Origin of the sequence: Thermoactinospora rubra, from assembly GCF_002093975.1 — a bacterium.
GTDB lineage: Bacteria > Actinomycetota > Actinomycetes > Streptosporangiales > Streptosporangiaceae > Nonomuraea > Nonomuraea rubra_A.
In genome coordinates, this window is record NZ_KZ084329.1 from 1 (window position 1) to 23,592 (window position 23,592).

Here is a 23,592-nt window from a genome sequence, read left to right on the forward strand (position 1 = left end):
CTGGTGGCTGTGTGTTGTTTGAGATTTGCATAGTGGACGCGAGCATCTTTGTGGCCAAGTTGTGTAGGGCACACGGTGGATGCCTTGGCATCAGGAGCCGATGAAGGACGTGGGAGGCTGCGTTAAGCCTCGGGGAGTCGCCAACCAGACGTTGATCCGGGGATGTCCGAATGGGGAAACCTGGCCCGAGTCATGTCGGGTCGCCGCCGTCTGAATGTATAGGGCGGTTGGTGGTAACGCGGGGAAGTGAAACATCTCAGTACCCGCAGGAAGAGAAAACAAAGTGTGATTCCGTGAGTAGTGGTGAGCGAAAGCGGAGGAGGCTAAACCGTGTACGTGGTAAAGCCGGCGGGCGTTGCGTATGCGGGGTTGTGGGACCTCTCTGATCTCTCTGCCGGGGGATCGGGCAGTGAAAAATCTTCGGGGTAGCCGAACGCTCTGGGATGGGCGGCCGGAGACCGTGAGAGCCGGGTAGGCGAAACTTCGGAGACTGCCGGGGGTGTTCCCGAGTAGCACGGGGCTCGAGGAATCCTGTGTGAATCTGCCAGGACCACCTGGTAAGCCTAAATACTCCCTGGTGACCGATAGTGCACGAGTACCGTGAGGGAAAGGTGAAAAGTGCCCCGGTGAGGGGTTGTGAAAGAGTACCTGAAACCGTGTGCCTGCAAGCCGTGAGAGCCCGGGCGCCGCTGGCTTGTGCTGGTGGTGTGGGTGATTGCGTGCCTTTTGAAGAATGAGCCTGCGAGTTATGGTGTGTGGCGAGGTTAACCCGTGTGGGGGAGCCGTAGCGAAAGCGAGTCTGAAGAGGGCGGTTGAGTCGCATGCTGTAGACCCGAAGCGGGGTGATCTACGCATGGGCAGGGTGAAGCTCAGGTAAGACTGGGTGGAGGCCCGAACCCACCAGGGTTGAAAACCTGGGGGATGACCTGTGTGTAGGGGTGAAAGGCCAATCAAACTCCGTGATAGCTGGTTCTCCCCGAAATGCATTTAGGTGCAGCGTCGCGTGTTTCTTGCCGGAGGTAGAGCACTGGATGGCCGATGGGCCCGACAAGGTTACTGACGTCAGCCAAACTCCGAATGCCGGTAAGTGAGAGCGTGGCAGTGAGACTGTGGGGGATAAGCTCCATGGTCGAGAGGGAAACAGCCCAGATCACCGACTAAGGCCCCTAAGCGTGTGCTAAGTGGGAAAGGATGTGGAGTCGCAGTGACAACCAGGAGGTTGGCTTAGAAGCAGCCATCCTTGAAAGAGTGCGTAATAGCTCACTGGTCAAGTGATTCCGCGCCGACAATGTAGCGGGGCTCAAGCACACCGCCGACGTCGTGGCACTCGGCTCTATGTGAGCCGGGTGGGTAGGGGAGCGTCGTGTATCCGGTGAAGCCGCCGAGTGATCGAGTGGTGGAGGGTGCGCGAGTGAGAATGCAGGCATGAGTAGCGCATCAGAAGTGGGAAACTTCTGCGCCGGATGACCAAGGGTTCCTGGGGCAGGTTAATCCGCCCAGGGTAAGTCGGGGCCTAAGGCGAGGCCGACAGGCGTAGTCGATGGACAACGGGTTGATATTCCCGTACCCGCGGCAACGCGCCCATATCGAACCCNAGTCCTTAGCCCGCCTCGGCCTTCGGGCCGGGGGTCGGGGTGAACGCTGGATCCGAGGGGGTAGTAGGTAAGCGATGGGGTGACGCAGGAAGGTAGTCCAGCCCAGGCGATGGTGGTCCTGGGGTAAGCATGTAGGGCGAGCGGCAGGCAAATCCGCCGTTCAGGTGCCTGAGGTGTGATGCCGAGCCGAGTGTGGCGAAGTGGATGATCCTCTGCTGCCGAGAAAAGCCTCTAGCGAGTGTTGCGGCGGCCCGTACCCGAAACCGACTCAGGTGGTCAGGTAGAGAATACCGAGGCGATCGGGTGAACTGTGGTTAAGGAACTCGGCAAATTGCCCCCGTAACTTCGGGAGAAGGGGGGCCCCTGCTGGTGATCGGACGTGCTCCGGGAGCTGGTGGGGGTCGCAGTGGCCAGGGGGAAGCGACTGTTTACTAAAAACACAGGTCCGTGCGAAGTCGTAAGACGAGGTATACGGACTGACGCCTGCCCGGTGCCGGAACGTTAAGGGGACCGCTCAGCCCGCGGGGAACCGTGGGCGAAGGTGAGAACTTAAGCGCCGGTAAACGGCGGTGGTAACTATAACCATCCTAAGGTAGCGAAATTCCTTGTCGGGTAAGTTCCGACCTGCACGAATGGCGTAACGACTTCCCCGCTGTCTCAACCGCAGACCCGGCGAAATTGCAGTACGAGTAAAGATGCTCGTTTCGCGCAGCAGGACGGAAAGACCCCGGGACCTTCACTACAGCTTGACATTGGCGTTTGAGGCGGCTTGTGTAGGATAGGTGGGAGACTGGGAAGCTCCGACGCTAGTCGGGGTGGAGTCGTTGGTGAAATACCACTCTGGCCGGTTCGAGCGTCTAACCCGCGCCCCTGGATCGGGGTGGGGGACAGTGTCTGGTGGGTAGTTTAACTGGGGCGGTTGCCTCCTAAAGGGTAACGGAGGCGCCCAAAGGTTCCCTCAGCCTGGTTGGCAATCAGGTGGCGAGTGTAAGTGCACAAGGGGGCTTGACTGTGAGACCGACGGGTCGAGCAGGAGCGAAAGCTGGGACTAGTGATCCGGCATCGGCGTGTGGAAGCGGTGTCGCTCAACGGCTAAAAGGTACCCCGGGGATAACAGGCTGATCTTCCCCAAGAGTCCATATCGACGGGATGGTTTGGCACCTCGATGTCGGCTCGTCGCATCCTGGGGCTGGAGTAGGTCCCAAGGGTTGGGCTGTTCGCCCATTAAAGCGGTACGCGAGCTGGGTTTAGAACGTCGCGAGACAGTTCGGTCCCTATCCGCTGCGCGCGTAGGAGACTTGATGGGGGCTGTCCCTAGTACGAGAGGACCGGGACGGACGAACCTCTGGTGTGCCAGTTGTATCGCCAGGTGCATGGCTGGTTGGCTACGTTCGGAAGGGATAACCGCTGAAGGCATCTAAGCGGGAAGCTCGCCCAAAGATGAGGTCTCCCACCCCCAGTGATGGGGGGTAAGGCTCCCGGGAGATGACCGGGTTGATAGGCCGGAGGTGGAAGCGCGGTGACGTGTGGAGCTGACCGGTACTAATCGGCCGAGGACTTGACCACAAGGCATCATCCCCCGTGGTGGGGGGTGTGCTCGCGTCCGCTACGCAATTCTGAGGCAACACCCGGCGTGGTGTGTGTCTGGCAGGGTTGCGGTGGTTATGGCGGGAAGGAAACACCCGGTCTCATTCCGAACCCGGTAGTTAAGCTTCCCAGCGCCGATGGTACTGCACCTGGGAGGGTGTGGGAGAGTAGGTCGCCGCCGCACAAACAGTAGAGGGGAGGGGGGCTGCCCGGCAGGGGCGGCCCCCCTTTCCTGCGTTATGGGGTCAAATCTCATGCTCATCCACCGCAGACCGATGAGCTCGGTGTGATCCACTGGTCTACCCGTGCGTAAGCCGTACTCGAGAAGGGAGACGCACATGGCGCACAGGGAAGCCACGGCCACGGTCGACGCCAGGTTCAGCAGCGACAACGCGGCGGCGCCGGCCTGGGATGACGTGGTGAGGCTGGTCAGGGACTCCAGGACGTACTGGCTGACGACCGTGCGGCGGGACGGGCGTCCGCACACCACCACCCTGCTGTCTATCTGGCTGGACGGCGTGCCGTACTTCTGCACCGGGCTGGACGAGCAGAAAACCAAGAACCTCGAGCACAACCAGCACTGCATCCTCATGACCGGGTGCAACGGCGACGCCGGGCTCGACGTCGTGGTGGAGGGCAGGGCGGTTCGCGAGACCGATGAGGACAGGCTCATCAGGCTGGCGGCGGGCTGGGAGGAGAAGTACGGCGAGGAGTGGCACTTCGACGTGCGGGATGGGGCGTTCCATGCCGGAGGGAATTCGGCGGCCGTCTTCGCCGTCGTCCCGGACAAGATCCTCACGTTCGCCAAGGGTGAGACCTACAGCCAGACGCGGTGGACGTATCCGGTCTGAGGGAGGTCGCCGCCGTCATCCGGTGAGGCGGGTGACGAAGACGCCCCAGCCGAGGTGCCGGCGTTGGTACTCCAGGTAGGGCCGTCGTGATCTGTCCAGGAAGTCCCGCATGGCGGGCGCGTCGGGATCGTCAGGGTTGGCGCGGAGCCATTCCGTGATGGTCCACCACTGGCTCGCGACGTAGCGATCCCAGTCGTCCTGGCTGGCCAGGACCATCTCCACCAGCTCGTACCCGCCTGCCGCGAGCCGCTCCGCCGTACCGGCCAGCGAGGTCGCGTCGAAGTCGACATCGACATCGGACGGGGGTGGGGTGATCCAGTACGTCTCGCCGACGAGGGCGAGGCCGCCGGGCCTGAGGGGGCGGCGCATCAGGTCGAGGGTGCCGGACAGGCCGCCGCCGATCCACGTCGCTCCGATGCAGGAGACGATGTCGAAGGCGTTCTCCTCGGCTTCGTAGGCTCCGGCGTCGCCGTGCACGAACGTCACCTGATCGGAGACGCCCAGCTCGGCGGCGCGTTTGCGGGCGGCGTCGAGGAAGACGTGGCTGATGTCCATGCCGACGCCGTGCAGGCCGTACGTTGCCGCCCACGTGCTGAGCAGCTCGCCCTTGCCGCACGCGAGATCCAGGTGGCGGGTGCCCGGGGTGATGTGGCAGATGCGTCCCAGGAGGGCGAGCTTGTCCTCCGAGAGCGGGTTGAGGATACGGCGGTCTCCCTCGGAGATCTCATGGAAGCGAAGCGACATGCAGGTCATCGTTCCCCACGGGGTGGACGGCGGGCGAACGGTTTTCCGGTCCGTTCGGCGGTCACGTGCATGTCGGGGCCTTGCTAGGCTGGGAACACCGGGCCACCCCACCACGGGTGGCCTTCGTCGCGTAGGCGACCAGCAAGCTGAATGGACCAGAAGTGAACAGAGACAACGGATCGGGCGAAGACCGGCGACGCGGTGAAGGCCCTCGCGACGGCGAGCGGCGGCGCTCCTACGGCGATGATCGTGGGCGGGGTGGGCGTGACTCCCGGGGGGAGCGTTCGTTCCGATCCGACGACCGGCCGCGTGGCGACTACGGGCGCGACGAGCGCGGTTTCCGCGACCGTGACGACCGGCGTGGGTTCGAGCGTGGTCCGCGTCGCGAAGGTGGCTTCCGGGACAGGGACGATCGTGGTCCGCGTCGCGAGGGTGGTTTCCGGGACAGGGACGATCGTGGTCCGCGTCGCGAGGGTGGTTTCCGGGACAGGGATGACCGTGGTCCGCGTGGCGAAGGTGGCTTCCGGGACAGGGATGAGCGCGGTCCCAGGCGTGAGGGGGGCTTCCGCGACCGTGACGACCGGCGTGGGTTCGAGCGTGGTCCGCGCCGCGAAGGCGGCTTCCGGAACGGGGATGACCGTGGTCCGCGTGGCGAAGGTGGCTTCCGGGACAGGGATGAGCGCGGTCCCAGGCGTGAGGGGGGCTTCCGCGACCGTGACGACCGGCGTGGGTTCGAGCGTGGTCCGCGCCGCGAGGGCGGCTTCCGTGACAGGGACGAGCGTGGTCCGCATCGCGAGGGCGGCTTCCGTGACAGGGACGATCGTGGTCCGCGCCGCGAGGGCGGGTTCCGAGAAGGTGGCTTCCGCGAGGGCGGCTTCCGTGAGCGTGGCCCCCGGCGTGAGGGCACCGGCGGCAGTCGTCCGTTCCAGCGGCGTGACGACCGTGACCGGCCGTTCTCGCGTGACCGCGACCAGGGCGGCGCGACACGGGCGAGGTACGGCAGGCCGGAAGGCGGCGAGCGGCGGCAGCGTGAGCGCCTTCCCGAGGTGGCGCCCGACATCACCGTCGAAGACCTCGACAAGGACGTGCGCGACGAGCTCCGGACCCTGCCGGGCGACCTGGCCGAGCTGGTCGGCCGGCACCTGGCGGCCGCCGAGCGCGCGCTGTCCGAGGACGACCCCGAGCGCGCGCACGAGCACGTCAAGGTCGCGCGCAAGTTCGCCGCGCGGGTCGGCGTCGTGCGCGAGGCGGCCGGCATCGTCGCCTACCGCGCCGGTCACTACGCCGAGGCGCTGAGCGACCTGCGGGCCGCGCGCCGCCTGACCGGCTCGGACGAGTACCTGCCCGTCATGGCCGACTGCGAGCGCGGCCTGGGCCGTCCCGAACGCGCCCTCGACCTGGTCAAGTCGCGCGAGGCCGAGCGGCTGGACCGGGCCGGGCGCATCGAGCTGACCATCGTGGAGTCCGGCGCCCGCCGTGACCTCGGCCAGCATGACGCCGCCGTGATCACCCTCCAGCGCCTGCCCGAGCTGCGCGACCCCCAGCCGCGGCCCTGGTCGGCGCGCCTGGCCTACGCCTACGCCGACGCCCTGGCCGACGCCGGTCACACGCAGGCGGCGGTCGACTGGTTCTCCAGGGCCATGGCGTTCGACGAGGACGGCGAGACGGACGCGGCCGAGCGGTACGCCGAGCTGACCGGCTCCGTCATCGAGGACGTCGAGGAGGAGTTCCAGGAGGATCTGGGCGAGGGCTTCGAGACGGACCTCGGCGAGATGCTGGAGGGCCGCGCCGCGACGGCCGAGGGTGAGGCCGTGGACGTCGACCTCGAGGCGGAGGTGGACGAGCAGTACGAGGTGGCCGAGCCAGCCGAGGCCGTGGACGAGAACCACGACGCCGAGGCGGAGGTCGCCAAGCCGGGAGTGACGCCCGCGTTCATCGAGCCGGTCTTCAGCGACGTCCGCGACGTCCGCGACGTCAGCGACGACGACGCTGACGAGGACGCCGACGAGGACGCCGACGAGGACGCCGACGAGGACGCCGACGACGGTGACGAGTCAGACGACTCCGGCGAGCGGGACGCGCCCGGCGAAGGACGTGACCAGGGAAGGGCCTGACGGGGCGGCTCCGCCGTACAGGACTGTGAGATGACCGGAGAGCCCGCTTGGGACTCTCCGGTTTCTCGTCGAACCGCCTCCCGTACGGCGGAGCCGCGCCTGCGCGGCTCAGTCCTTCTGCTGCGGCCGGGGCGAGGTCTTGCCGAGCCAGTGAAGGATGCCGGCGACGTTCGACTCCGCGGGGCTGAGCAGCTCGAACTGCCTGGCGGTCGCCTCGTCCTTCAGGGCCGCGTACCGCTCGCGCGTGCGCTCGCGCACCATGGCGACGGCGTGGTCCAGGTCCATCCCCTCGGAGTGGGCCTGGCGCGTCAGGTCGACCCAGACGCGCAGCTCCTCGGCCGAGCGTTCGAGCGTCTCCTGGACGGCGTCGACGGGGCCGTAGTGGCTGAAGAGCAGCCGCTGGGGTTGCAGGTCGCGGAACAGCGTGAGCGAGTCGAGCGCGGTCTGCAGGTCGAAGTCGGGCGGCGGGCTGGCCGGGCGCAGGTCGCCGGTCTGCGGGAGGTAGACCCCGGCCGCGTCGCCGACGTAGAGGTCCCCCGTCGCCGAGTCGATCAGGCCGACGTGGTGCTTGGCGTGGCCGGGGGAGTAGTGGCTGATCAGCTTCCTGCCGTTGCCCAGGTCGATCGCTCCGGTGTCGCCGAGCGCGACGATGCGCTCGGCCTCGGTGGGGGACAGTTCGCCGAAAAGGGTGTCCAGGCGGTCGCCCCACACCATCCGGGCGCTCGCCATCAGCCTGGACGGGTCGACCAGGTGCCTGGCGCCCTTCTCATGCACCACCACCTGGGCGTTGGGGAAGGCGCGGGCGATGTCGCCCACGCCGCCCGCGTGGTCGAGGTGGATGTGCGTGACCACGACGGTGGCCAGGTCGCCCGGGCCGACGCCGAGGGAGGCGATCGCGTCGCGGACGGTGGGCGCTGACGTCGCCGTGCCGGTCTCGACCAGGCAGGGGCGGTCGCCGAGGATGAGGTAGCCCGCGGTGATCCCGGAGTGTCCCGCCATCTTCGTGTCGATTTCGTATACGTCGCCGCCGAGGGCGGTGATGTTGTCCACAGGCAACTCCCGTCGTGGAACCGCTGTCCCCAGAACGGCGCTCGGGCCGTACTGGCTCGTCTCTCATCGTAAAGAGTGATCTCCGGCACGAACGCGAACGGGAGGTCACATGGACCGCAACGAAGTGCGCCTCGTCGGGCGGATGTCGGAGACTCCTCCTCGGGAGAGACCCATGCCCAGCGGCGACACGCTCACCAGCTGGAACGTCATCGTCCGGAGGAGGGGCGGTCACCGGCGCGCGCCGTTCGACGTCGTGCGCTGCGTGACGTTCGATCCGGAGCTGGGCGCGCTCGCCAAGGGCTTGGCCGCGCGGGAGCAGGTGGAGGTGGTGGGCTCGCTGCGGTCGCGGATCTTCGGGCCGCCTTCGGGGAAGATCTGGACCTACGAGGTCGAAGTGGCCTCCATCGAGGCCGTCGCGCAGGCCGAGACCGGGGAGGAGACCGAGGAGCCGGTGCGGGAGCCGGAGGCCCGATCGCCGCGATCGGTGGCGTATCTCGCCGCGAGTGCCTGAAAGGCCCGGGCCGGTGGCTGCCGAGGCTCGCTCACACCTGGGTGCCGTGGCACGCTCACGCCTGGGGCGAGCAGGCGACCGCCCCGCCCGAGAGCCTTCGGACAGGCGTCGACGCCGGTGTACGGCGGAGCGTGCGGGCACTCAGTCGATCGCGAACGTCCGGAGCACCAGACCGGTGCGCGGCTTGGGCCCGAAGGAGGTGGACTTGCGGGGCACGCGCTCGCCGCCCTCGGCCACGGCCAGCACATGCGACACCGAGAGCGGCTTGAGGATCACCGCCGTGCCGTGGCTGCGGGCGGCCAGCTCCACGGCCGCCACGGCGTCATGGTGCACGATCCTGACGGTGTGCTCGTCGTCCCGCATGCCCCAGACCTTGGGCATGACGAACTCGGTCAGGACGGCGGTGTTGAGGGCGTTCCACCGGGGCGAGCGGTCCGCGGGCATCGCGTTGGCGAGCTGCAGCGGATCGGGGTCGGTCATGAGGTGGAAGCCTTCGGCGCCGCCGAGCAGGAAGGCGGGGTCGTCGGCGGCCTCCAGGGCGGCCAGCGCCTCGCCGAGGTGGTCGAAGTCGTGCACCTGCCAGGCGCCCTTGGCGCGCGCGGTGGCCTCCTGCAACGGCAAGGCGGGGATGACGCGGTGGATGGCCTTGAGGTCGGGCGGATAGGCGGCGGAGTCGACCAGCAGGGCCAGGCCGTAGTCCCAGGGGCCGTCGCCGCGCCCGGCGGCACGCTCGCGGCGCTGCAGCTCCCGATAGGTGGCGTAGCGGTGGTGGCCGTCGGCGATGAGCGCGCGCTTGTCGTGGAGGGCCGCGTTGACGGCGGCGATCGAGGACGGGTCGGTGAGCGCCCACAGGCGGTGCCGCACCCCGTCGCCGGTCACCGTGTCCACGACCGGCTCGTGGCGCATGGTCAGGTCGGGGCCGTTCTCGTACAGCAGGAAGATCGGCTCGAGGTTGGCCTGGGTGGTGCTCATGAGCGCGAGCCGGTCGGCGACGGGGCCGGGCATGACGTCCTCGTGGGGCAGCACGATGCCGAGCGAGGGGTCGGCGAGCATGAGGTCGCCGATGACGCCGCGCTGGAGGACGCCGGGGCCGCTCTGCTCGTAGACGTACAGGGCGGGCTCGGGGTCCGGCACGAGGACACCCGAGGCCAGCCAGGCCGCCAGGGTGTCGCGGGCCTCGCCGTACCTCTCCTTCCCGGTGGGAAGAATGAGGCGCACGACGTTGTTGGGATGGAGGTCCAGGAGCTCGGGCACGTCGCTGTCGGAGATCAGGTCGTACGGTGGTGAGGTTACCTTGGCCGGATCCTCGACAGCGAAGCGGACTCCGCGGAACGGACGTAGCACCAGCCCATCGGGTACCGGCAGTTCGGGCGTCGCCATATCGGGCATGTTCCCATATAGCCGGGAGATCCAGAATCACCAGGGTGCCCCCCGCCCCGAACGGCGTGGGGTCACGGTGTCGCGACGAGGAGGCCCCACACAGCATGAGTGACCCAGAAGGCGACGTCTACGACTGGTACCAGCGTGGGGTCAAGCTCCTGAAAGACGGCAGCCCGGCAGCGGCCGCCGCCCTGCTTGAGCGCGCCGCCCTCGCCGAACCCGAATCGCGCAGCATCCGCGAAGCGCTCGCCAGAGCGCAGTTCAACTCACGGCAGTACGAGCAGGCGGCCGAGAGCTTCCGCTGGATCGTCACCGCCAATCCGGCGGAGGACTACGCCTACTTCGGGCTCGGCTTGTCGCTGTGGCGGTCGGGCGACATGGAGGCGGCGCAGGAACCGTTGGCCATCGCGGTGGCGATGCGACCGGATGAGCGCAACTACGTCTCGGCACTCAGGAGCGTCCGCGCGACCCTGCGCGCCAGGCGCGAAAGCGCCTAGCCGCTCGGTCACTCCATGACCCGGCGCCGACCGGCATCGCGCCAAGGCCTGGGGTCTCCTGTCCGTGCTCGGGCTGACGCCGTCCCGGGCAAGCCAGCTATTCGTGTCTGGGTTGGCCGCGTCCAGGCAGCCGGTGAGCGGCGATCTGTCGTCCGGCATCGGCTGGACGGACCGCCTCCCGGGGTCGCCGCCCGTGGCGGGTTCGACGCCGTCGTCGGCGATCCGACGTTTCCGGGCGCCGGAGATCGTGCCGGTGTCCGATACGGTGAGCTCGGGGCCGGGCGAGGCACGGCACGGTGACCTTTGCGGCCAGGTGAGGTGGGCACGGTGACCTTCCGGCGGCTGGCGAGGGACGGCGTCCTCTGTGGCCTCTGAGGCCACGGCACCGCGTCGCCTGTGGCCTCGTGAGAGGCGGTACGGCACGCGCCATCCTCATCGCGACCAGCCCCTCGGCTGCCTCGGCCACTCCTGGGTGAGCGCATGCAGTCGCCCGTCCCACGAGGGCTCGCGGGCAGGCCGATGAGCGGCGTGTCACGCCACAGTGCAAGAGCCGTGCACAACCGGTCGTAGGCCTCCTGGGTACGGCCCGCCGCCCGTGCTCTGGCGATCAGATCCTCGAACAGCAGCGCGTCCAGTCCTTCCTTCCACCGGCACCTCGATCGCGTAGCCGGAGGGGTGGGTGACGATCCTGGCCCCCGGAGGCGCGGACCGTGTGACGCAGGAAGCTTCCGTAGGTCCCCCGAGGTTGGCCGATGCGGAGGGCGGTGGCGGTGGCGTTCGTGCGCTCCCCGCACGCGCCCCCAGGCCGGCCCGCGCGGCGAGCGGGCTTCGCGGCCACAGCGCCTCGATCAGCATGTCACCTCGGTCGGCGCATTCGAGTCGACCCCAGCGCGTTCGCGCCGGCCTCATGCACGTCCAAGCGGGCCGCAAGCACGTTCGCGCCGGCCTCCTGCGCGTCCAGCAAGAGCCAGGGCTTCCCGTCCGCGATGCGGAGGACCTCGTCCAGCCCCCGCACCCGCAAGGGACCAGAAGGGGCCCAGAACGGGCCGAGAACGGTGAAATCCGGCTGATCAACCACGGCACCCGCACCCACTCCCCGACTGGAGGCCATGGCGCCGGTTCGTCGGGTTACCCGTGTACCGGCTCGGCCTTTATACCGATTTTGGATGTTCTCTGTACGCCGGACCTCCACTCTTGATCCCCAGCAAGAGCGCTCGAGAGATCCACCAGACCGTGCGCGCTGCCGTACGGGCCTCGTCCCAGGGCACGCGCAGACACGCGCAGAAAGGATCCTGATGAGACCCAAAGGGGTGCTTACCTTAGGTTTCGCGCTGTTCCTCGGCCTCGCGGCGGGCCAGAGCGCGGCGGCGAGCCCGCTCGCGGCCGCCGCTCCGACCCCGAGCCCTGCGCCGACCGGCACGGCGACGCCCTCGCCGGATCCCACGCGGGACCCGAACGACCCCCCGAACGAGGTCGACGTCCCCGACGTGACGACCCTGGCGGCGCCGAGCTTCCAGCTTCCCTTCCCCTGCGGCCAGAAGTGGACGGGCAACTCCAGCGCGAGCAGCGCCCACCGCTCCTACGAGATCGACTTCAACCGGGGCAGTACCGCGGACGCCGACCTCGGGGACACGGTCGTCGCCGCCGCGGCCGGCACCGTGGTGATCTCCTCCCACCAGGGCTCGGCCAACGGCTTCGGCAACCTCGTCAAGATCGACCACGGGGGCGGCTGGACGACCTACTACGCCCACCTGAACGTGCGCTCGGTAAAGGCCGGCGACCGCGTCTCGCAGGGCCAGAAGATCGGCACCGTCGGCAAGACCAGCAAGCCGGGCAACAACATCTCACCCCACCTGCACTACGAGGTGCGCCAGGGCAGCGGCTACCCGGGCAACATCCGCAAGGCGGTGTTCAACGGGGTCACCTTCGGCTACCCGCACCAGACGCTGACCTCCAAGAACAAGTGCGGAGGCGGCACGACGAACCCGCACACGCCCGGGGAGGTGTGCGGCGCGGGGTACAAGGTGATCGACTCTGCGGCGTTGGGGTCGGCGGGCACGGTGTATCTGCTGTACAACGCGGGCAACGGCTACAACTGTGTGGCCACGTTGAAGAAGACCTCGCTGGGGACGGCCACGGCGACCAGCGCCTTCCTGGAGGTGCAGGGTAAGGCGCGGGTCACCGACAGCGGGAGTTTCGCCTACTACGCGGGGCCGGTGCGGGCCGCGGCGGCCGGCAAGTGCGTGAAGTGGGGCGGCAAGGCGGGCTCGGCCACCTACACCAGCCCCTTCGAACACTGCGGCTGACGCGCGGACGCCGTGCGCGCCTTTCCACTCCGGCGCCGTGCTCTCCGGGGGCGGCGCCCCTTTCCCGCGCGCGGCGTCCCTCCCGCGAAGAACCCGGACACCTTTCCGAGGAGAAACAACCTGTGAAGGCCCAACTCCGCCGCCGGGCCGCGCTGCTGACCGGCGCGCTCATCCCCCTCGCACTGCTCGCGCCACCACCGGCCGGCGCCTCGTCCGCCGAGCCCATGGCCGCCGCGTTCGACTCCGCGGCCACGGCGTACGAGGTGCCCCGCGACCTGCTGGTGTCGCTCGCCTACGCCGAGACCCACCTGGACGGGCACGGCGGCGAGCCCAGCGCCAGCGGCGGCTACGGCGTGATGCACCTGGTCAGCAACCCCACCACGCACACCCTTGAGCGCGCGGCCACGCTGACCGGCAAGCCCGCCTCCGCGCTGAAGACGGACGACGCCGCCAACATCGCGGGCGGCGCCGCCGTCCTGCGCGCCTACGCCGACGAGCTCGGGATGGACGCCGCCGCCCGCAAGGACCTGGGCAAGTGGTACCGCGCGATCGCCAAGTACGGCAACGCCGCCTCGGCCGATGTCGCCAGGCTCTACGCCGACACCGTCTACGACCTGCTGGCTCAGGGCATCCGCGCCACCACTCCCGGCGGCGAGACCGTCACGGTGCAGCCGCGCGCCGTCCAGCCCGACAGGGGCGAGTACGCCAAGGCCCGCGACCTGGACAACCCGGCGAAGACGCTGGCCGCGTCCGCCGACTACCCGGCGGCCCAGTGGGTGCCCGCGCACAGCAGCAACTACGCGGTCTCCAACCGGCCGGCCAGCGACGCGATCGACCGCATCGTCATCCACGTGACCCAGGGCTCCTACGCCGGGACGATCTCCTGGTTCCAGAACGGGCCGCGGCCGAACCCCACCTCCGCGCACTACGTCATCCGCTCCTCCGACGGCGCCATCACCCAGATGGTCAGGGAGAAGGACAGGGCGTTCCACGCGGGTGGCTACAACCGCCGCTCCATCGGCATCGAGCACGAGGGCTACGTGAACAACGCCTCGTGGTTCACCGACGCGATGTACCGCGCCTCGGCCGCGCTGGTCCGTACCATCGCCGACCGGTACCGCATCCCCAAGGACCGCACCCACATCGTCGGGCACCACCAGGTGCCCGGCACCGACCACACCGACCCCGGCCCCCACTGGGACTGGAACAGGTACATGCAGTACGTCACCAACGGCTCGGGTGGCGGGACGAACCCGCACACGCCCGGGGAGGTGTGCGGCGCGGGGTACAAGGTGATCGACTCTGCGGCGTTGGGGTCGGCGGGCACGGTGTATCTGCTGTACAACGCGGGCAACGGCTACAACTGTGTGGCCACGTTGAAGAAGACCTCGCTGGGGACGGCCACGGCGACCAGCGCCTTCCTGGAGGTGCAGGGTAAGGCGCGGGTCACCGACAGCGGGAGTTTCGCCTACTACGCGGGGCCGGTGCGGGCCGCGGCGGCCGGCAAGTGCGTGAAGTGGGGCGGCAAGGCGGGCTCGGCCGCCTACACCAGCCCCTTCGAACACTGCGGCTAGCTGTGGTGGCCGCGACACACTCGGCCCCGGCGCCGCGCACCGCGACGCCGGGGCCCCGGCTTCTCACCACGGCGAACCGGGCCCGGACCTACGACGCCGCCCGGGCGGCGTTGGCCGCGATCGCGTCCCGGAGGTAGGCCGCCAGTCCCGGAGCCGCCCTGTCGATCGAGGACGTGAACCGGGGATCGGCCACGTACATCTCCCCGAGCCCCCGGTGCGTCTCCACGTCGCACGAGTAGAACCACCGCGACAGCAGCAGCCGGTGCTCCTCCGCCGCGGCGGCCGCCTCGGCGCTGTCGGCCGGCGTCCCCGCCCGCATGAGCGCCACCAGCCGGTCGGTCACCTCGGCCGACTCCGCCTTGAACCGCTCCCAGTCCGCCTTCGTGTAGGACGAGACGCGGCGCTGGGACTCCGCCCAGGCGTCGGTGCCGCCCCAGCGTTCCTCGGCCTCGGCGGCGTACCGGCCGGGGTCGAAGTCCCCGAACAGCTCGGAACGGTCCTCAGGTGTCAGCTCGTCACTCGTCATGGCGCTGACGCTAGAGTCTCACGCAACGTGAGAGTCAACCGGAGGCAAGGTGCTGATCGACGCCTACGACACGTTGCTGCTCGACCTGGACGGCGTGGTGTACCTGGGCGAGCACGCGGTGCCGGGCGCGCCGGAGGCGCTGGGCAAGGCCAGGGACCAGGGCGTACGGCTGGCGTACGTCACCAACAACGCCTCCAGGACGCCCGCGGCGATAGCCGAGCACCTGCGAGAGCTCGCGGTGCCCGCGCAGGCCGGGGACGTGGTGACCTCGGCGCAGGCGGCCGCGCGGCTGGTGGCCGAGCGCGTGGGCCGGGGCGCGAAGGTGCTGGTCGTGGGCGGCATGGGGCTCCGGCAGGCCGTACGGGAGCAGGGGCTGCGCCCGGTGACCACGGCGGCGGAGGACCCGGCGGCCGTGGTGCAGGGCATGTGGCAGGGCCTGAGCTACGGGCTGCTCACCGAGGGCACGCTCGCGGTACGGCGGGGCGCGCTGTTCGTGGCCGCCAACGGGGACACCACCATGCCCACGCGGCGCGGCGAGCTGCCGGGCAACGGGGCGATGGTGCGGGTGATCGCCACGGCGACCGGGGTGGAGCCGGTCTACGCGGGCAAGCCGGAGCCGCCGCTGCACCGCGAGTCGATGATCAGGACCGGGGCGGAGAGCCCGTTGATCGTGGGCGACCGGCTGGACACCGACATCGAGGGAGCCACCCGGGCGAACGTGGACAGCCTGCTCGTCCTGACCGGGGTGACGACGCCGCGTGACCTGCTGACGGCCGACCCCGCGCACCGGCCGACGTACATCGCCGAGGATCTCGGCGCGCTGCACCGGCCCTACCCCAAGACGCCGCAGGGCTGGCGCGCCGTCTGGGAGGACGGCCGGCTCCGCCTGGAGGGCGACGGCTCCTGGATCGACGGCCTGCGGGCGGCGTGCCAGGCGGCCTGGGCCGCGGGCGTGACGGACCCGGAGGCCGTCGCCCCCGTGCTGGACAGGCTCGGCTGACCGGCGCGCCACGGTCCGTGAAGCCATCCAACGCGCCACGGCCCGGGAACACGCCGGGCGCGGGCCGGCGTCACCGCACCCGGTCGGCCGTCTGCCGGGCGAACTACCACGATCCGAGCGCGAGCAGCCCGGCCGACACCGCCACCAGCGGCACGACCAGCACCTGGGCCGAGTTCATGCCCACCTGGAAGACGAACCGCGACAGGATGATCGAGCTCCTGCGGATGGGCATGCTGAGCAGCTTGTCCAGGTACCCCGTCTCCTCGTCGAACAGCAACGGCATGGCCGCGGTCACGCCGTTGCCCGCGACGGTGAAGTGGTAGAGGGCCGCCTCGATCTTGGCCTCCTCCCGGCCGGTGAGCATGTGGTACCCATGGGGGAGACCTGCTGCATGGCGTAGCCGACGCGCCGCCGTACCTCCTGGGCGGCCCGCGTGACCTCGAACCCGCACACCCGCGCGGCGCCCGAGGTGGGCGGCGGCAGGGTCACCGGCATCCGGATGGTGGTCTTGCCCGCGCCGTTGGGCCCGAGCAGGCCGAAGATCTCTCCCCGGCGCACCCGGAAGGTGAGGGGGTCCACCACGGTGCGCTCGCCGAAGGCGCGGCTGAGCCGGCCGGTCTCGATGATCATGCGAACACCGCCTCGGCAGTGGGCCGGAGGATCACAGGAGACGGCGCAGCCGCAGCAGGTCGCCGAAGCTGGCGTCGATCTTGACGCGCCCTCCCAGCAGCGCTCTGGCCATGTCGAGCTCCCCGTCCACCAGCCGGATCAGGTCGTCGCTGGCCATGGTGAGCCTGATGTCGGAGTTCGCGCCGGCGGGCTCGTCGAGGATCTCCAGCCGTCCCTGGTGGATGCGGCCGTGGAAGGTCATGTCGAGGTCGGTGATGCGGCAGCTCACGGTGCGGTCGACCACGTGCTTGGCGCGGTCGGCCGCGTCGATCTCCTCGAACTGGGCGACGAGCTTGCCGAGCGCCGCACGGCACTCCTCGACGCTTGCCATCGTGGGTGGCTCCTTTCACACGTGTCCCCGCACGGTAGTGTTCCGCACGTTGATTCAACGCGCGACAGGCCGGCCCGGGTGCCGGGTGCGTTACGGTCATGACATGAGCGAAGAGCCGATCGAGGCGGTCGTGCGCGGGCTGGGCCGGGTGGCCGAGCTGCCGGTGGGCGCGCAGGTGGCGGTCTTCGAGCAGGCGTGCGCCGCCCTGGAGGAGGCGCTGGCCGCCATGGACGACGCATGATGACTCGTCGCGTCAGGCTCGACAGCGAGCTGGTGCGGCGGGGGCTGGCCCGGTCCAGGGAGCAGGCGGCGCAGCTGATCGAGGCCGGGCGCGTGAGCGTGGGCGGCCAGGTCAAGACCAAGCCCGCCACGCAGGTCGGCACGGACGCGCCCGTGGTGGTGACCGCCCAGGAGGGGCCGGAGTACGTCTCGCGGGGCGCCCACAAGCTGCTCGGCGCCCTCGACACCTTCCCCGCGCTGCGGGTGGAGGGCCGCCGCTGCCTGGACGCGGGCGCCTCCACCGGCGGCTTCACCGACGTGCTGCTGCGCCGCGGCGCCGCCCACGTGGTCGCGGTCGACGTCGGGTACGGCCAGCTGGCCTGGTCGCTGCGCACCGACCCGCGCGTGACCGTGATGGAGCGGGTCAACGTGCGCGACCTGACCCCCGAGATGGTCGGCGAGCCGCCGTCGCTGGTGGTGGGCGACCTGTCGTTCATCTCGCTGAGGCTCGTGCTGCCCGCCCTGACGCGGGTCGCCGCGCCGGAGGCCGACCTGGTGCTGCTGGTCAAGCCGCAGTTCGAGGTCGGCAAGGACCGGGTGGGCGCGGGCGGCGTGGTGCGCGACCCGGCGCTGCGGGCAGATGCCGTACGGCAGGCCGCGGCGTGCGCGGCCGGGCTGGGGCTCGTCGTGCGCGGGGTGACCTACAGCCCTCTGCCCGGCCCCTCGGGCAACGTCGAGTACCTGCTGTGGTTGGGCAAGGGCGCGGGCGAGCCGCCCGTCGCCGACGTCGAGGCCGCGATCGAGCGGGCCGTGGCGGAAGGGCCGCGATGAAGCGAAGCATGCTGGTGACCGTCCACACCGGGCGCGAGGCGGCCATCGACAGCGCGCGGCTCGTGGTCACCCGGCTGGTGGCGGCCGGGGTGACCGTGCGGGTCCTGGAGAGCGAGGCCGCCGAGATCGGCTGCGCGGGCGTCGAGGTGGTCTCCTGCGAGCCCGACGCCGGCAAGGACGCCGAGATGATCATCGTGCTCGGCGGCGACGGGACCATCCTGCGCGCCGCCGAGATGGCCAGGCCGGCGCGCACGCCCCTGCTCGGCATCAACCTCGGGCACGTGGGCTTCCTGGCCGAGGCCGAGGTGGAGAACCTGGAGTCGGCCGTCGACAACCTGCTCGCCGGCCGCTACGACGTCGAGGAGCGCATGACCATCGACGTCAGCGCCCGCCTGAACGGCACCGTCATCGCCGACACCTGGGCGCTGAACGAGGCCACCGTGGAGAAGGGCGACCGCATGCTGGAGGCGGTCGCCGAGATCGACGGCGCGCCGCTGTCGCGCTGGGGCTGCGACGGGGTGATCTGCGCCACGCCGACCGGCTCGACGGCCTACGCCTTCTCCGCCGGCGGCCCGATCGTCTGGCCCGAGGTGGAGGCGCTGCTGGTGGTCCCCATCAGCGCGCACGCGCTGTTCGCCAAGCCGCTGGTGGTCTCCCCCCGCTCGGTGGTGGCGGTGGAGCTGCTGCCGCACACCCCGGGCGGGGTGATGTGGTGCGACGGCCGCCGCCGGTTCGACCTGCCCTCCGGCACGCGCGTGGAGGTGCGGCGCTCGCAGACGCCGGTGCGGCTGGCCCGCATCCGGGGCGTGGAGAGCACGGGCGCGCCGTTCACCGACCGGCTGGTGGCGAAATTCGAGCTGCCGGTCGCGGGATGGCGTGGAAGGGTGCGTCCCTGACTGCCGCTGCGCGTAGGATCTCATGCGCACAGGTGTTCTCATGGACTCCGGGTGAGAGAGCGAACAGGAGCAGGCGGTGCGACCAAGGGTCGAGGAGGTCCGCATCCAGGGGCTCGGCGTCATCGACGAGGCCGTGCTGGAGCTGTCGCCCGGGTTCACCGTGGTCACGGGGGAGACCGGCGCCGGCAAGACGATGGTCGTGACGGGGCTCGGGCTGCTGTTCGGCGGGCGCGCCGACCCCTCGCGCATCCGGCCGGGCGCCGAGCGCGCCACGGTCGAGGGCACGCTTGTGGTCGAGCCCGGCGGCCGGGTCGCGCAGCAGGTGGAGGACATCGGCGGCGAGATCGAGGACGGCACGCTGATCATCTCCCGCACGGTGTCGGCCGAGGGCCGCTCCCGCGCGTGGCTGGGCGGACGCTCGGTGCCCGTCGGCACGCTGACCTACCTGGCCGACGACCTGGTGGCCGTGCACGGGCAGATGGACCAGCAGCGGCTGCTGCAGCCGGCCCGCCAGCGCGCCGCGCTCGACCGTTACGCGGGGGAGGAGCTCGTCAAGCCCCTGCGCGCCTACACCCAGGCCTACCGGCGGCACAAGCAGGTCACCGCGCAGCTGGAGGAGCTCACCACCCGGGCCAGGGAGCGGGCGCAGGAGGCCGACCTGCTGCGCTTCGGCCTGGAGGAGATCGAGAAGGTCGCCCCCAAGGCGGGTGAGGACGTCGAGCTGCGCGAGGAGGAGGAACGCCTGTCGCACGCCGACACGCTGCGCACCGCCGCCACCGCCGCGCACGAGGCCCTGCTGGGCGACCCGATGGACACCTCCGGCGGCAACCACGACGTGGTGTCGCTGCTGGGCCGGGCCCGGGCGGCCGTCGAGGGCGTGCTCGACCACGACCCGTCGCTGGCCGGCATCGCCGAGCGGCTGGCCGAGGCGGGCTACCTCATCTCCGACGTGGCCACCGACCTGGCCGCCTACGCCGAGTCGATCGAGGCCGATCCGGTACGGCTGGCCGTGGTCCAGGAGCGCCGGGCCGCGCTGTCGGGGCTGATGCGCAAGTACGGCGACTCCGCGGCCGCGGTCCTGCAGTGGGCCGAGCGGGCCGCGGCGCGCCTGGCCGAGCTCGAAGGCGACGACACCAGGATCGAGGAGCTGCGCCAGGAGGAGGCCGAGCTCACCGCCAAGCTGGGCGAGCTGGCCGGCGAGCTGACCCGCGTCAGGCAGGCCGCCGCCGAGCGCTTCGGCCGGGCCGTGACCGAGGAGCTGACCGCGCTGGCCATGCCGCACGCCCGCGTGGTGGTCCACCTCACCCAGGCCGGGGAGTTCGGCCCCGACGGCGTCGACGAGGTGGAGCTGCGCATGTCGGCCCATCCCGCCGCGCCGCCCCTGCCGCTGCACAAGGGCGCCTCCGGCGGCGAGCTGAGCCGCGTCATGCTGGCCATCGAGGTCGTCTTCGCGGGCGCCGACCCGGTGCCCACATTCGTCTTCGACGAGGTCGACGCGGGCGTGGGCGGCAAGGCGGCCGTGGAGGTGGGCCGCAGGCTGGCCCGCCTGGCCCGCACCGCGCAGGTGATCGTCGTCACCCACCTGCCCCAGGTGGCCGCCTTCGCCGACCAGCACCTGGTGGTGGAGAAGTCCGGCGACGGCAGCGTGGTCCGCAGCGGCGTGGTCGCCCTCGACCACGAGGGCCGCGTGCGCGAGCTGTCGCGCATGCTGGCCGGGCTGGAGGACTCCGAGCTGGGCAAGGCGCACGCCGAGGAACTGCTCGCCCTGGCGGCGGCCGACAAGTGACCGCTCGTGACCTTCCGGCCACCGGGCCGGCCAGAATTGGACAATGCCGGATAAGGCTTGCCATTAGTCATGTTTCTTGCCGGTATCAGACACGCCGTGCCGTGCTTGGCTCCCGGGCTGCCCGCCTCTGGCAGGATGGTCAGCGATGAAGGTACCGGGAAACAAGTTGCCGGGCCTGCGCGCCAGGAAGGTCGCCGACCTTCCCGGTCTGACGGCGGTGGCGAGAGTGGACCGCCGGACCAAGAGACTGACCAAGCGTCTCAGGCCCGGCGAGATCGCGATCATCGACCACGTCGACCTCGACCGGGTCAGCGCGGAGGCCCTGGTGTCGTGCGGCGCGGCGGCGGTGGTCGACGTGGCCAGCGGCATCAGCGGCCGCTATCCCAACCTCGGCCCCCAGATCCTCGTCGAGGCCGGCGTGCCGTTCGTCGACAACGCCAGCCCCGAGCTGTTCGAGCGGGTCAGGGACGGCGACGTCGTGCGCCTGCACGAGGGCATCGTCTACCGCGGCGACGAGGTGATCGGCAAGGGCGAGGTCCAGACCGCCGACAGCGTCGAGGCGGCCATGGCCGAGGCGCGCGCCGGGCTGGCGGTGCAGATCGAGGCCTTCGCGGTCAACACCATGGAGTACGTCCGCGGCGAGGGCCGGCTGCTCATCGACGGCGTGGGCGTGCCGGAGATCCGCACCCGCATCGAGGGCCGCCACGTCCTCATCGTGGTGCGGGGCTACCACTACCGCGAGGACCTGGCCCTGCTGCGGCCCTACATCCGCGAGTTCCGCCCGGTCCTCATCGGCGTCGACGGCGGCGCCGACGCCCTGCTGGAGGCCGGCTACCTGCCCGACATCATCGTCGGCGACTTCGACTCGGTGTCCACCAAGGCGCTGTCGTGCGGCGCGGAGCTGGTCGTCCACGCCTACCGCGACGGCCGCGCGCCGGGCCTGGACCGGGTGCGCCAGCTCGGCAGGGAAGCGGTGATCTTCCCGGCCACGGGCACCAGCGAGGACATCGCCATGCTGCTGGCCGACGACAAGGGCGCCGAGCTGATCGTCGCCGTCGGCACCCACTGGACCATGGAGGAGTTCCTCGACAAGGGCCGCTCGGGCATGGCCAGCACCTGGCTGACCCGCCTGCGCGTGGGCAGCAAGCTCGTCGAGCCCAAGGGCGTCAGCCTGCTGTACCGCAGCAGGATCTCCTGGCCGTCGCTCATCCTGCTCGTCGTGGCCGCGCTCGTCACCATGGGCGTGGCGCTGTATGTCTCGCCGCTGGGCCAGACCTGGTGGAACGGCGTGCAGAACTTCTGGAACGGCTTCGTCTTCTGGCTGGTCGGACTCTTCTCGTGATCGATTTCCGCTACCACCTCGTGTCCATCGTCGCCATCTTCCTGGCGCTGGCCACCGGCATCGTGCTGGGCACCACCGTCCTGCAGGAGCCGGCGCTGCAGTCCGCCAGGCAGGTGACCGACACGCTCAACAAGGAGACCGACGACCTGCGCGGCCAGCTCGACGTCCTGCGCAAGCGCGAGAGGGGCAACGACTCCTTCGTCGCCGCGCTGACCCAGGAGCTGGTGAGCGGGCGGCTGGCCGGCCAGCGTGTGGTCCTGGTCGAGGTGCCCGGCCTGAACTCCTCCCTGCGCGAGCAGCAGGAGCAGGTGTTGACGCAGGCCGGCGCGGCCGTGACCGGCCGCATCGCGCTCACCGAGGCCTACACCGACCCCAAGTCCACCCTGCTCGACCAGCTGTCCGCCCAGTTCAAGCCGGCCGCCGTCGCCTTCCCGGAGAACGCCTCGCAGTACCAGAAGGCCGCCACGGTGCTCGGCGCGGCGCTCATGGGCAAGGAGGACGCCGCCACGCCGGTGGCCGGCACGACGCTGGCCGCCTTCGAGCAGGCGGGCGTCATCAGCGTCGAGGAGGAGATCACCGACCGGGCGACGCTCGCGGTGATCTTCGCTCCCGAGACCGTCTACTCGGGCGAGAACGCCGACACCCAGGCGGGCGCGATCGTCGAGCTCGCCTCCGGGCTGGACGCCGCCGGGCGCGGCGCGGTCGTCACCGCCACGGCCGCCGCCACGGCTCCCGGCGGCCTCATCGCGGCGGTGCGCGACGACAGCGAGGCGGCCGCCCAGGTCTCCACCGTCGACTCGCTCGACATGCCCTCGGGCCGCGTCGTGGTCGTCTACGCTCTGCGGGAGCAGATCGACGGGGGAGCCGGGCAGTACGGCATCGGCACGGGCGGCAAGACGTTCCAGCCGCCGGTGGCCTCCCCCAGTCCCACTCCCACAGGAGGCTGACATGGCTCGCGCGCTGGTGGGCGCCCTGGCCGGAGCGGCGATCGGCGCCCTGGCGGCCCGCGCCGCCTACACCGCTCTCACCCGCCGCCCCGGCAAGCGCTGGGAGCGCACCAACCACCGGGGCGAGACGCTCACGCTGCTGGAGGGCCCCGCGCTGGTGGCGGGCTCGGCCGCCGGCGCCGCGCTGGCCCCCGGCCTGCCGCCCCGCGTACGGCTGGCCGCGCTGCTGGCCGGAGCCGGCAGCGGCGCGCTGGGCGCCTACGACGACCTGTACGGCACGGCCTCCTCCAAGGGGTTCAAGGGCCACCTGGGCGCCCTGGCGCGCGGCGAGGTGACCAGCGGCGCGGTCAAGATCCTCGGCATCGGCGCCACCGGGCTGGCCTCGGCCGCGCTGGTCTCCCGCGGGCCCGTCGACACCGCGCTCAACGGGGCGCTGATCGCGGGCAGCGCCAACCTGGCCAACCTGTTCGACCTGCGTCCCGGCCGCGCCATCAAGGTCGGCCTGCTGGCGGGGGCGCCGCTGCTGGCCGCCTCGCTGCTGCGGGACCGGCCGGCCGCCGCCGCGCTGGCCGCCGTCCCGCTGGGCGCGGCGGGGGCGCTGCTGCCGGAGGACCTCGGCGAGCGGGCCATGCTGGGCGACGCGGGCGCCAACGCCCTCGGCGCGCTGCTCGGCCTGGCCGCCGCCACGCAGCTGGGCCGTCCGGGCCGCCTGGCGGTGCTCGGCACGGTCGCCGCGCTCACCGCCGCCTCGGAGAAGGTGAGCTTCACCCGCGTCATCGCCGGCAACCGCGTGCTGAACAAGCTCGACATGCTGGGCCGGCGGCCCTGACGGCCGT

The 23,592-nt window shown here is 70.6% G+C and carries 23 protein-coding genes and 2 rRNA genes; 16 read left to right on the plus strand and 9 right to left on the minus strand.

What is annotated here, in order from left to right:
• Positions 1–52: 52 nt before the first annotated feature.
• The 3 genes from BSB02_RS08505 to BSB02_RS08515 all read left to right on the plus strand — a co-directional run bounded on the left by BSB02_RS08505 (position 53) and on the right by BSB02_RS08515 (position 4,033).
• Positions 53–3,161 (plus strand): 23S ribosomal RNA (locus BSB02_RS08505).
• A gap of 88 nt (positions 3,162–3,249) precedes the next feature.
• Positions 3,250–3,366: ribosomal RNA gene (gene rrf / locus BSB02_RS08510) — 5S ribosomal RNA — on the plus strand.
• A gap of 154 nt (positions 3,367–3,520) precedes the next feature.
• A complete protein-coding gene (locus tag BSB02_RS08515) occupies positions 3,521–4,033 on the plus strand; it encodes a pyridoxamine 5'-phosphate oxidase family protein (protein WP_084958161.1) in 513 nt (170 codons plus the stop codon).
• Positions 4,034–4,048: 15 nt separating this feature from the next.
• Here the strand turns inward: BSB02_RS08515 and BSB02_RS08520 are convergent, their stop codons facing one another.
• Positions 4,049–4,777 carry an SAM-dependent methyltransferase gene (locus BSB02_RS08520; protein WP_206184588.1) on the minus strand — a complete coding sequence of 243 codons (729 nt, stop codon included), beginning with the start codon at positions 4,775–4,777 and terminating at the stop codon, positions 4,049–4,051.
• Between the two features lie 83 nt (positions 4,778–4,860).
• The gene (locus BSB02_RS40515; protein ID WP_158088585.1) at positions 4,861–5,919 is read right to left on the minus strand and encodes a hypothetical protein; all 1,059 of its coding nucleotides are present in this window, start codon (positions 5,917–5,919) and stop codon (positions 4,861–4,863) included.
• On the opposite strand from BSB02_RS40515, the gene BSB02_RS08530 reads away from it, so the two are divergent.
• A complete protein-coding gene (locus BSB02_RS08530) occupies positions 5,863–6,891 on the plus strand; it encodes a hypothetical protein (protein WP_206184589.1) in 1,029 nt (342 codons plus the stop codon). The two genes, BSB02_RS40515 and BSB02_RS08530, sit on opposite strands and share 57 nt — an antisense overlap.
• A 108-nt stretch (positions 6,892–6,999) precedes the next feature.
• Here the strand turns inward: BSB02_RS08530 and BSB02_RS08535 are convergent, their stop codons facing one another.
• Positions 7,000–7,941 (minus strand): MBL fold metallo-hydrolase, encoded by a 942-nt coding sequence (locus BSB02_RS08535; RefSeq protein ID WP_240506280.1) that lies wholly within the window; start codon positions 7,939–7,941, stop codon positions 7,000–7,002.
• Positions 7,942–8,050: 109 nt separating this feature from the next.
• Here BSB02_RS08535 and BSB02_RS08540 point away from each other — a divergent pair, with 109 nt between their 5' ends.
• Positions 8,051–8,452, plus strand: coding sequence for a single-stranded DNA-binding protein (locus BSB02_RS08540; RefSeq protein ID WP_084958164.1), 402 nt, complete (start codon positions 8,051–8,053; stop codon positions 8,450–8,452).
• A 141-nt stretch (positions 8,453–8,593) separates the two neighbouring features.
• On the opposite strand, the gene BSB02_RS08545 is transcribed toward BSB02_RS08540, so the two are convergent.
• Positions 8,594–9,841, minus strand: coding sequence for a DUF1015 family protein (locus BSB02_RS08545; RefSeq protein ID WP_084958165.1), 1,248 nt, complete (start codon positions 9,839–9,841; stop codon positions 8,594–8,596).
• Positions 9,842–9,936: 95 nt separating this feature from the next.
• Here BSB02_RS08545 and BSB02_RS08550 point away from each other — a divergent pair, with 95 nt between their 5' ends.
• Complete coding sequence (locus tag BSB02_RS08550; protein WP_084958166.1) at positions 9,937–10,329, plus strand: tetratricopeptide repeat protein; 393 nt, start codon at positions 9,937–9,939, stop codon at positions 10,327–10,329.
• An 8-nt stretch (positions 10,330–10,337) separates the two neighbouring features.
• Here the strand turns inward: BSB02_RS08550 and BSB02_RS42055 are convergent, their stop codons facing one another.
• A complete protein-coding gene (locus tag BSB02_RS42055) occupies positions 10,338–11,123 on the minus strand; it encodes a BTAD domain-containing putative transcriptional regulator (RefSeq protein ID WP_240506281.1) in 786 nt (261 codons plus the stop codon).
• 516 nt (positions 11,124–11,639) lie between these two features.
• Between BSB02_RS42055 and BSB02_RS08560 the strand changes: the two genes are divergently transcribed.
• The gene (locus tag BSB02_RS08560) at positions 11,640–12,635 is read left to right on the plus strand and encodes a M23 family metallopeptidase (protein WP_240506282.1); all 996 of its coding nucleotides are present in this window, start codon (positions 11,640–11,642) and stop codon (positions 12,633–12,635) included.
• Between the two features lie 122 nt (positions 12,636–12,757).
• Positions 12,758–14,209, plus strand: coding sequence for an N-acetylmuramoyl-L-alanine amidase (locus BSB02_RS42930; protein ID WP_084958168.1), 1,452 nt, complete (start codon positions 12,758–12,760; stop codon positions 14,207–14,209).
• A gap of 88 nt (positions 14,210–14,297) precedes the next feature.
• On the opposite strand, the gene BSB02_RS08570 is transcribed toward BSB02_RS42930, so the two are convergent.
• Complete coding sequence (locus tag BSB02_RS08570) at positions 14,298–14,735, minus strand: TipAS antibiotic-recognition domain-containing protein (protein WP_084958169.1); 438 nt, start codon at positions 14,733–14,735, stop codon at positions 14,298–14,300.
• 49 nt (positions 14,736–14,784) lie between these two features.
• On the opposite strand from BSB02_RS08570, the gene BSB02_RS08575 reads away from it, so the two are divergent.
• Positions 14,785–15,735 (plus strand): HAD-IIA family hydrolase, encoded by a 951-nt coding sequence (locus BSB02_RS08575; protein ID WP_084958170.1) that lies wholly within the window; start codon positions 14,785–14,787, stop codon positions 15,733–15,735.
• A gap of 103 nt (positions 15,736–15,838) precedes the next feature.
• On the opposite strand, the gene BSB02_RS08580 is transcribed toward BSB02_RS08575, so the two are convergent.
• From BSB02_RS08580 to BSB02_RS08590, 3 genes are read right to left on the minus strand one after another with little or no spacing between them, the layout of a single operon-like run.
• A complete protein-coding gene (locus BSB02_RS08580) occupies positions 15,839–16,099 on the minus strand; it encodes a hypothetical protein (protein WP_084958171.1) in 261 nt (86 codons plus the stop codon).
• Positions 16,027–16,365, minus strand: coding sequence for an ATP-binding cassette domain-containing protein (locus BSB02_RS08585; protein ID WP_084958172.1), 339 nt, complete (start codon positions 16,363–16,365; stop codon positions 16,027–16,029). The genes BSB02_RS08580 and BSB02_RS08585 overlap by 73 nt, the downstream gene beginning before the upstream one ends.
• Positions 16,366–16,396: 31 nt before the next feature.
• Entirely contained in the window at positions 16,397–16,735 is a 339-nt protein-coding gene (locus BSB02_RS08590; RefSeq protein ID WP_084958173.1) for an SCP2 sterol-binding domain-containing protein, read from the minus strand.
• A 103-nt stretch (positions 16,736–16,838) separates the two neighbouring features.
• On the opposite strand from BSB02_RS08590, the gene BSB02_RS40520 reads away from it, so the two are divergent.
• The 7 genes from BSB02_RS40520 to BSB02_RS08620 all read left to right on the plus strand — a co-directional run bounded on the left by BSB02_RS40520 (position 16,839) and on the right by BSB02_RS08620 (position 23,585).
• Complete coding sequence (locus BSB02_RS40520) at positions 16,839–16,976, plus strand: hypothetical protein (RefSeq protein ID WP_158088586.1); 138 nt, start codon at positions 16,839–16,841, stop codon at positions 16,974–16,976.
• A complete protein-coding gene (locus BSB02_RS08595) occupies positions 16,976–17,785 on the plus strand; it encodes a TlyA family RNA methyltransferase (RefSeq protein WP_084958174.1) in 810 nt (269 codons plus the stop codon). Before BSB02_RS40520 ends, BSB02_RS08595 begins: the two co-directional genes overlap by 1 nt.
• Positions 17,782–18,681, plus strand: coding sequence for an NAD kinase (locus tag BSB02_RS08600; protein WP_084958175.1), 900 nt, complete (start codon positions 17,782–17,784; stop codon positions 18,679–18,681). Before BSB02_RS08595 ends, BSB02_RS08600 begins: the two co-directional genes overlap by 4 nt.
• A gap of 76 nt (positions 18,682–18,757) precedes the next feature.
• Entirely contained in the window at positions 18,758–20,467 is a 1,710-nt protein-coding gene (gene recN, locus BSB02_RS08605; protein ID WP_084958176.1) for a DNA repair protein RecN, read from the plus strand.
• 145 nt (positions 20,468–20,612) lie between these two features.
• Positions 20,613–21,809 (plus strand): putative cytokinetic ring protein SteA, encoded by a 1,197-nt coding sequence (gene steA / locus BSB02_RS08610; RefSeq protein ID WP_084958177.1) that lies wholly within the window; start codon positions 20,613–20,615, stop codon positions 21,807–21,809.
• Entirely contained in the window at positions 21,806–22,756 is a 951-nt protein-coding gene (locus BSB02_RS08615; protein ID WP_084958178.1) for a copper transporter, read from the plus strand. The genes steA and BSB02_RS08615 overlap by 4 nt, the downstream gene beginning before the upstream one ends.
• A 1-nt stretch (position 22,757) precedes the next feature.
• A complete protein-coding gene (locus tag BSB02_RS08620) occupies positions 22,758–23,585 on the plus strand; it encodes a hypothetical protein (RefSeq protein ID WP_084958179.1) in 828 nt (275 codons plus the stop codon).
• Positions 23,586–23,592: the final 7 nt, after the last annotated feature.

Excerpts from the sequence above, each read along its gene's own strand:
- BSB02_RS08620 (WP_084958179.1), top strand. The coding sequence starts at position 22,758 with ATGGCTCGCGCGCTGGTGGGCGCCCTGGCCGGAGCGGCGATCGGCGCC.
- BSB02_RS08550 (WP_084958166.1), top strand. The coding sequence starts at position 9,937 with ATGAGTGACCCAGAAGGCGACGTCTACGACTGGTACCAGCGTGGGGTC.
- BSB02_RS08595 (WP_084958174.1), top strand. The coding sequence starts at position 16,976 with ATGACTCGTCGCGTCAGGCTCGACAGCGAGCTGGTGCGGCGGGGGCTG.
- BSB02_RS08515 (WP_084958161.1), top strand. The coding sequence starts at position 3,521 with ATGGCGCACAGGGAAGCCACGGCCACGGTCGACGCCAGGTTCAGCAGC.
- BSB02_RS08570 (WP_084958169.1), bottom strand. The coding sequence starts at position 14,735 with ATGACGAGTGACGAGCTGACACCTGAGGACCGTTCCGAGCTGTTCGGG.
- BSB02_RS08590 (WP_084958173.1), bottom strand. The coding sequence starts at position 16,735 with ATGGCAAGCGTCGAGGAGTGCCGTGCGGCGCTCGGCAAGCTCGTCGCC.
- BSB02_RS40520 (WP_158088586.1), top strand. The coding sequence starts at position 16,839 with ATGAGCGAAGAGCCGATCGAGGCGGTCGTGCGCGGGCTGGGCCGGGTG.
- BSB02_RS08540 (WP_084958164.1), top strand. The coding sequence starts at position 8,051 with ATGGACCGCAACGAAGTGCGCCTCGTCGGGCGGATGTCGGAGACTCCT.
- steA (WP_084958177.1), top strand. The coding sequence starts at position 20,613 with ATGAAGGTACCGGGAAACAAGTTGCCGGGCCTGCGCGCCAGGAAGGTC.
- BSB02_RS08580 (WP_084958171.1), bottom strand. The coding sequence starts at position 16,099 with ATGCTCACCGGCCGGGAGGAGGCCAAGATCGAGGCGGCCCTCTACCAC.
- BSB02_RS08600 (WP_084958175.1), top strand. The coding sequence starts at position 17,782 with ATGAAGCGAAGCATGCTGGTGACCGTCCACACCGGGCGCGAGGCGGCC.
- BSB02_RS08585 (WP_084958172.1), bottom strand. The coding sequence starts at position 16,365 with ATGATCATCGAGACCGGCCGGCTCAGCCGCGCCTTCGGCGAGCGCACC.
- BSB02_RS08545 (WP_084958165.1), bottom strand. The coding sequence starts at position 9,841 with ATGCCCGATATGGCGACGCCCGAACTGCCGGTACCCGATGGGCTGGTG.
- BSB02_RS08520 (WP_206184588.1), bottom strand. The coding sequence starts at position 4,777 with ATGTCGCTTCGCTTCCATGAGATCTCCGAGGGAGACCGCCGTATCCTC.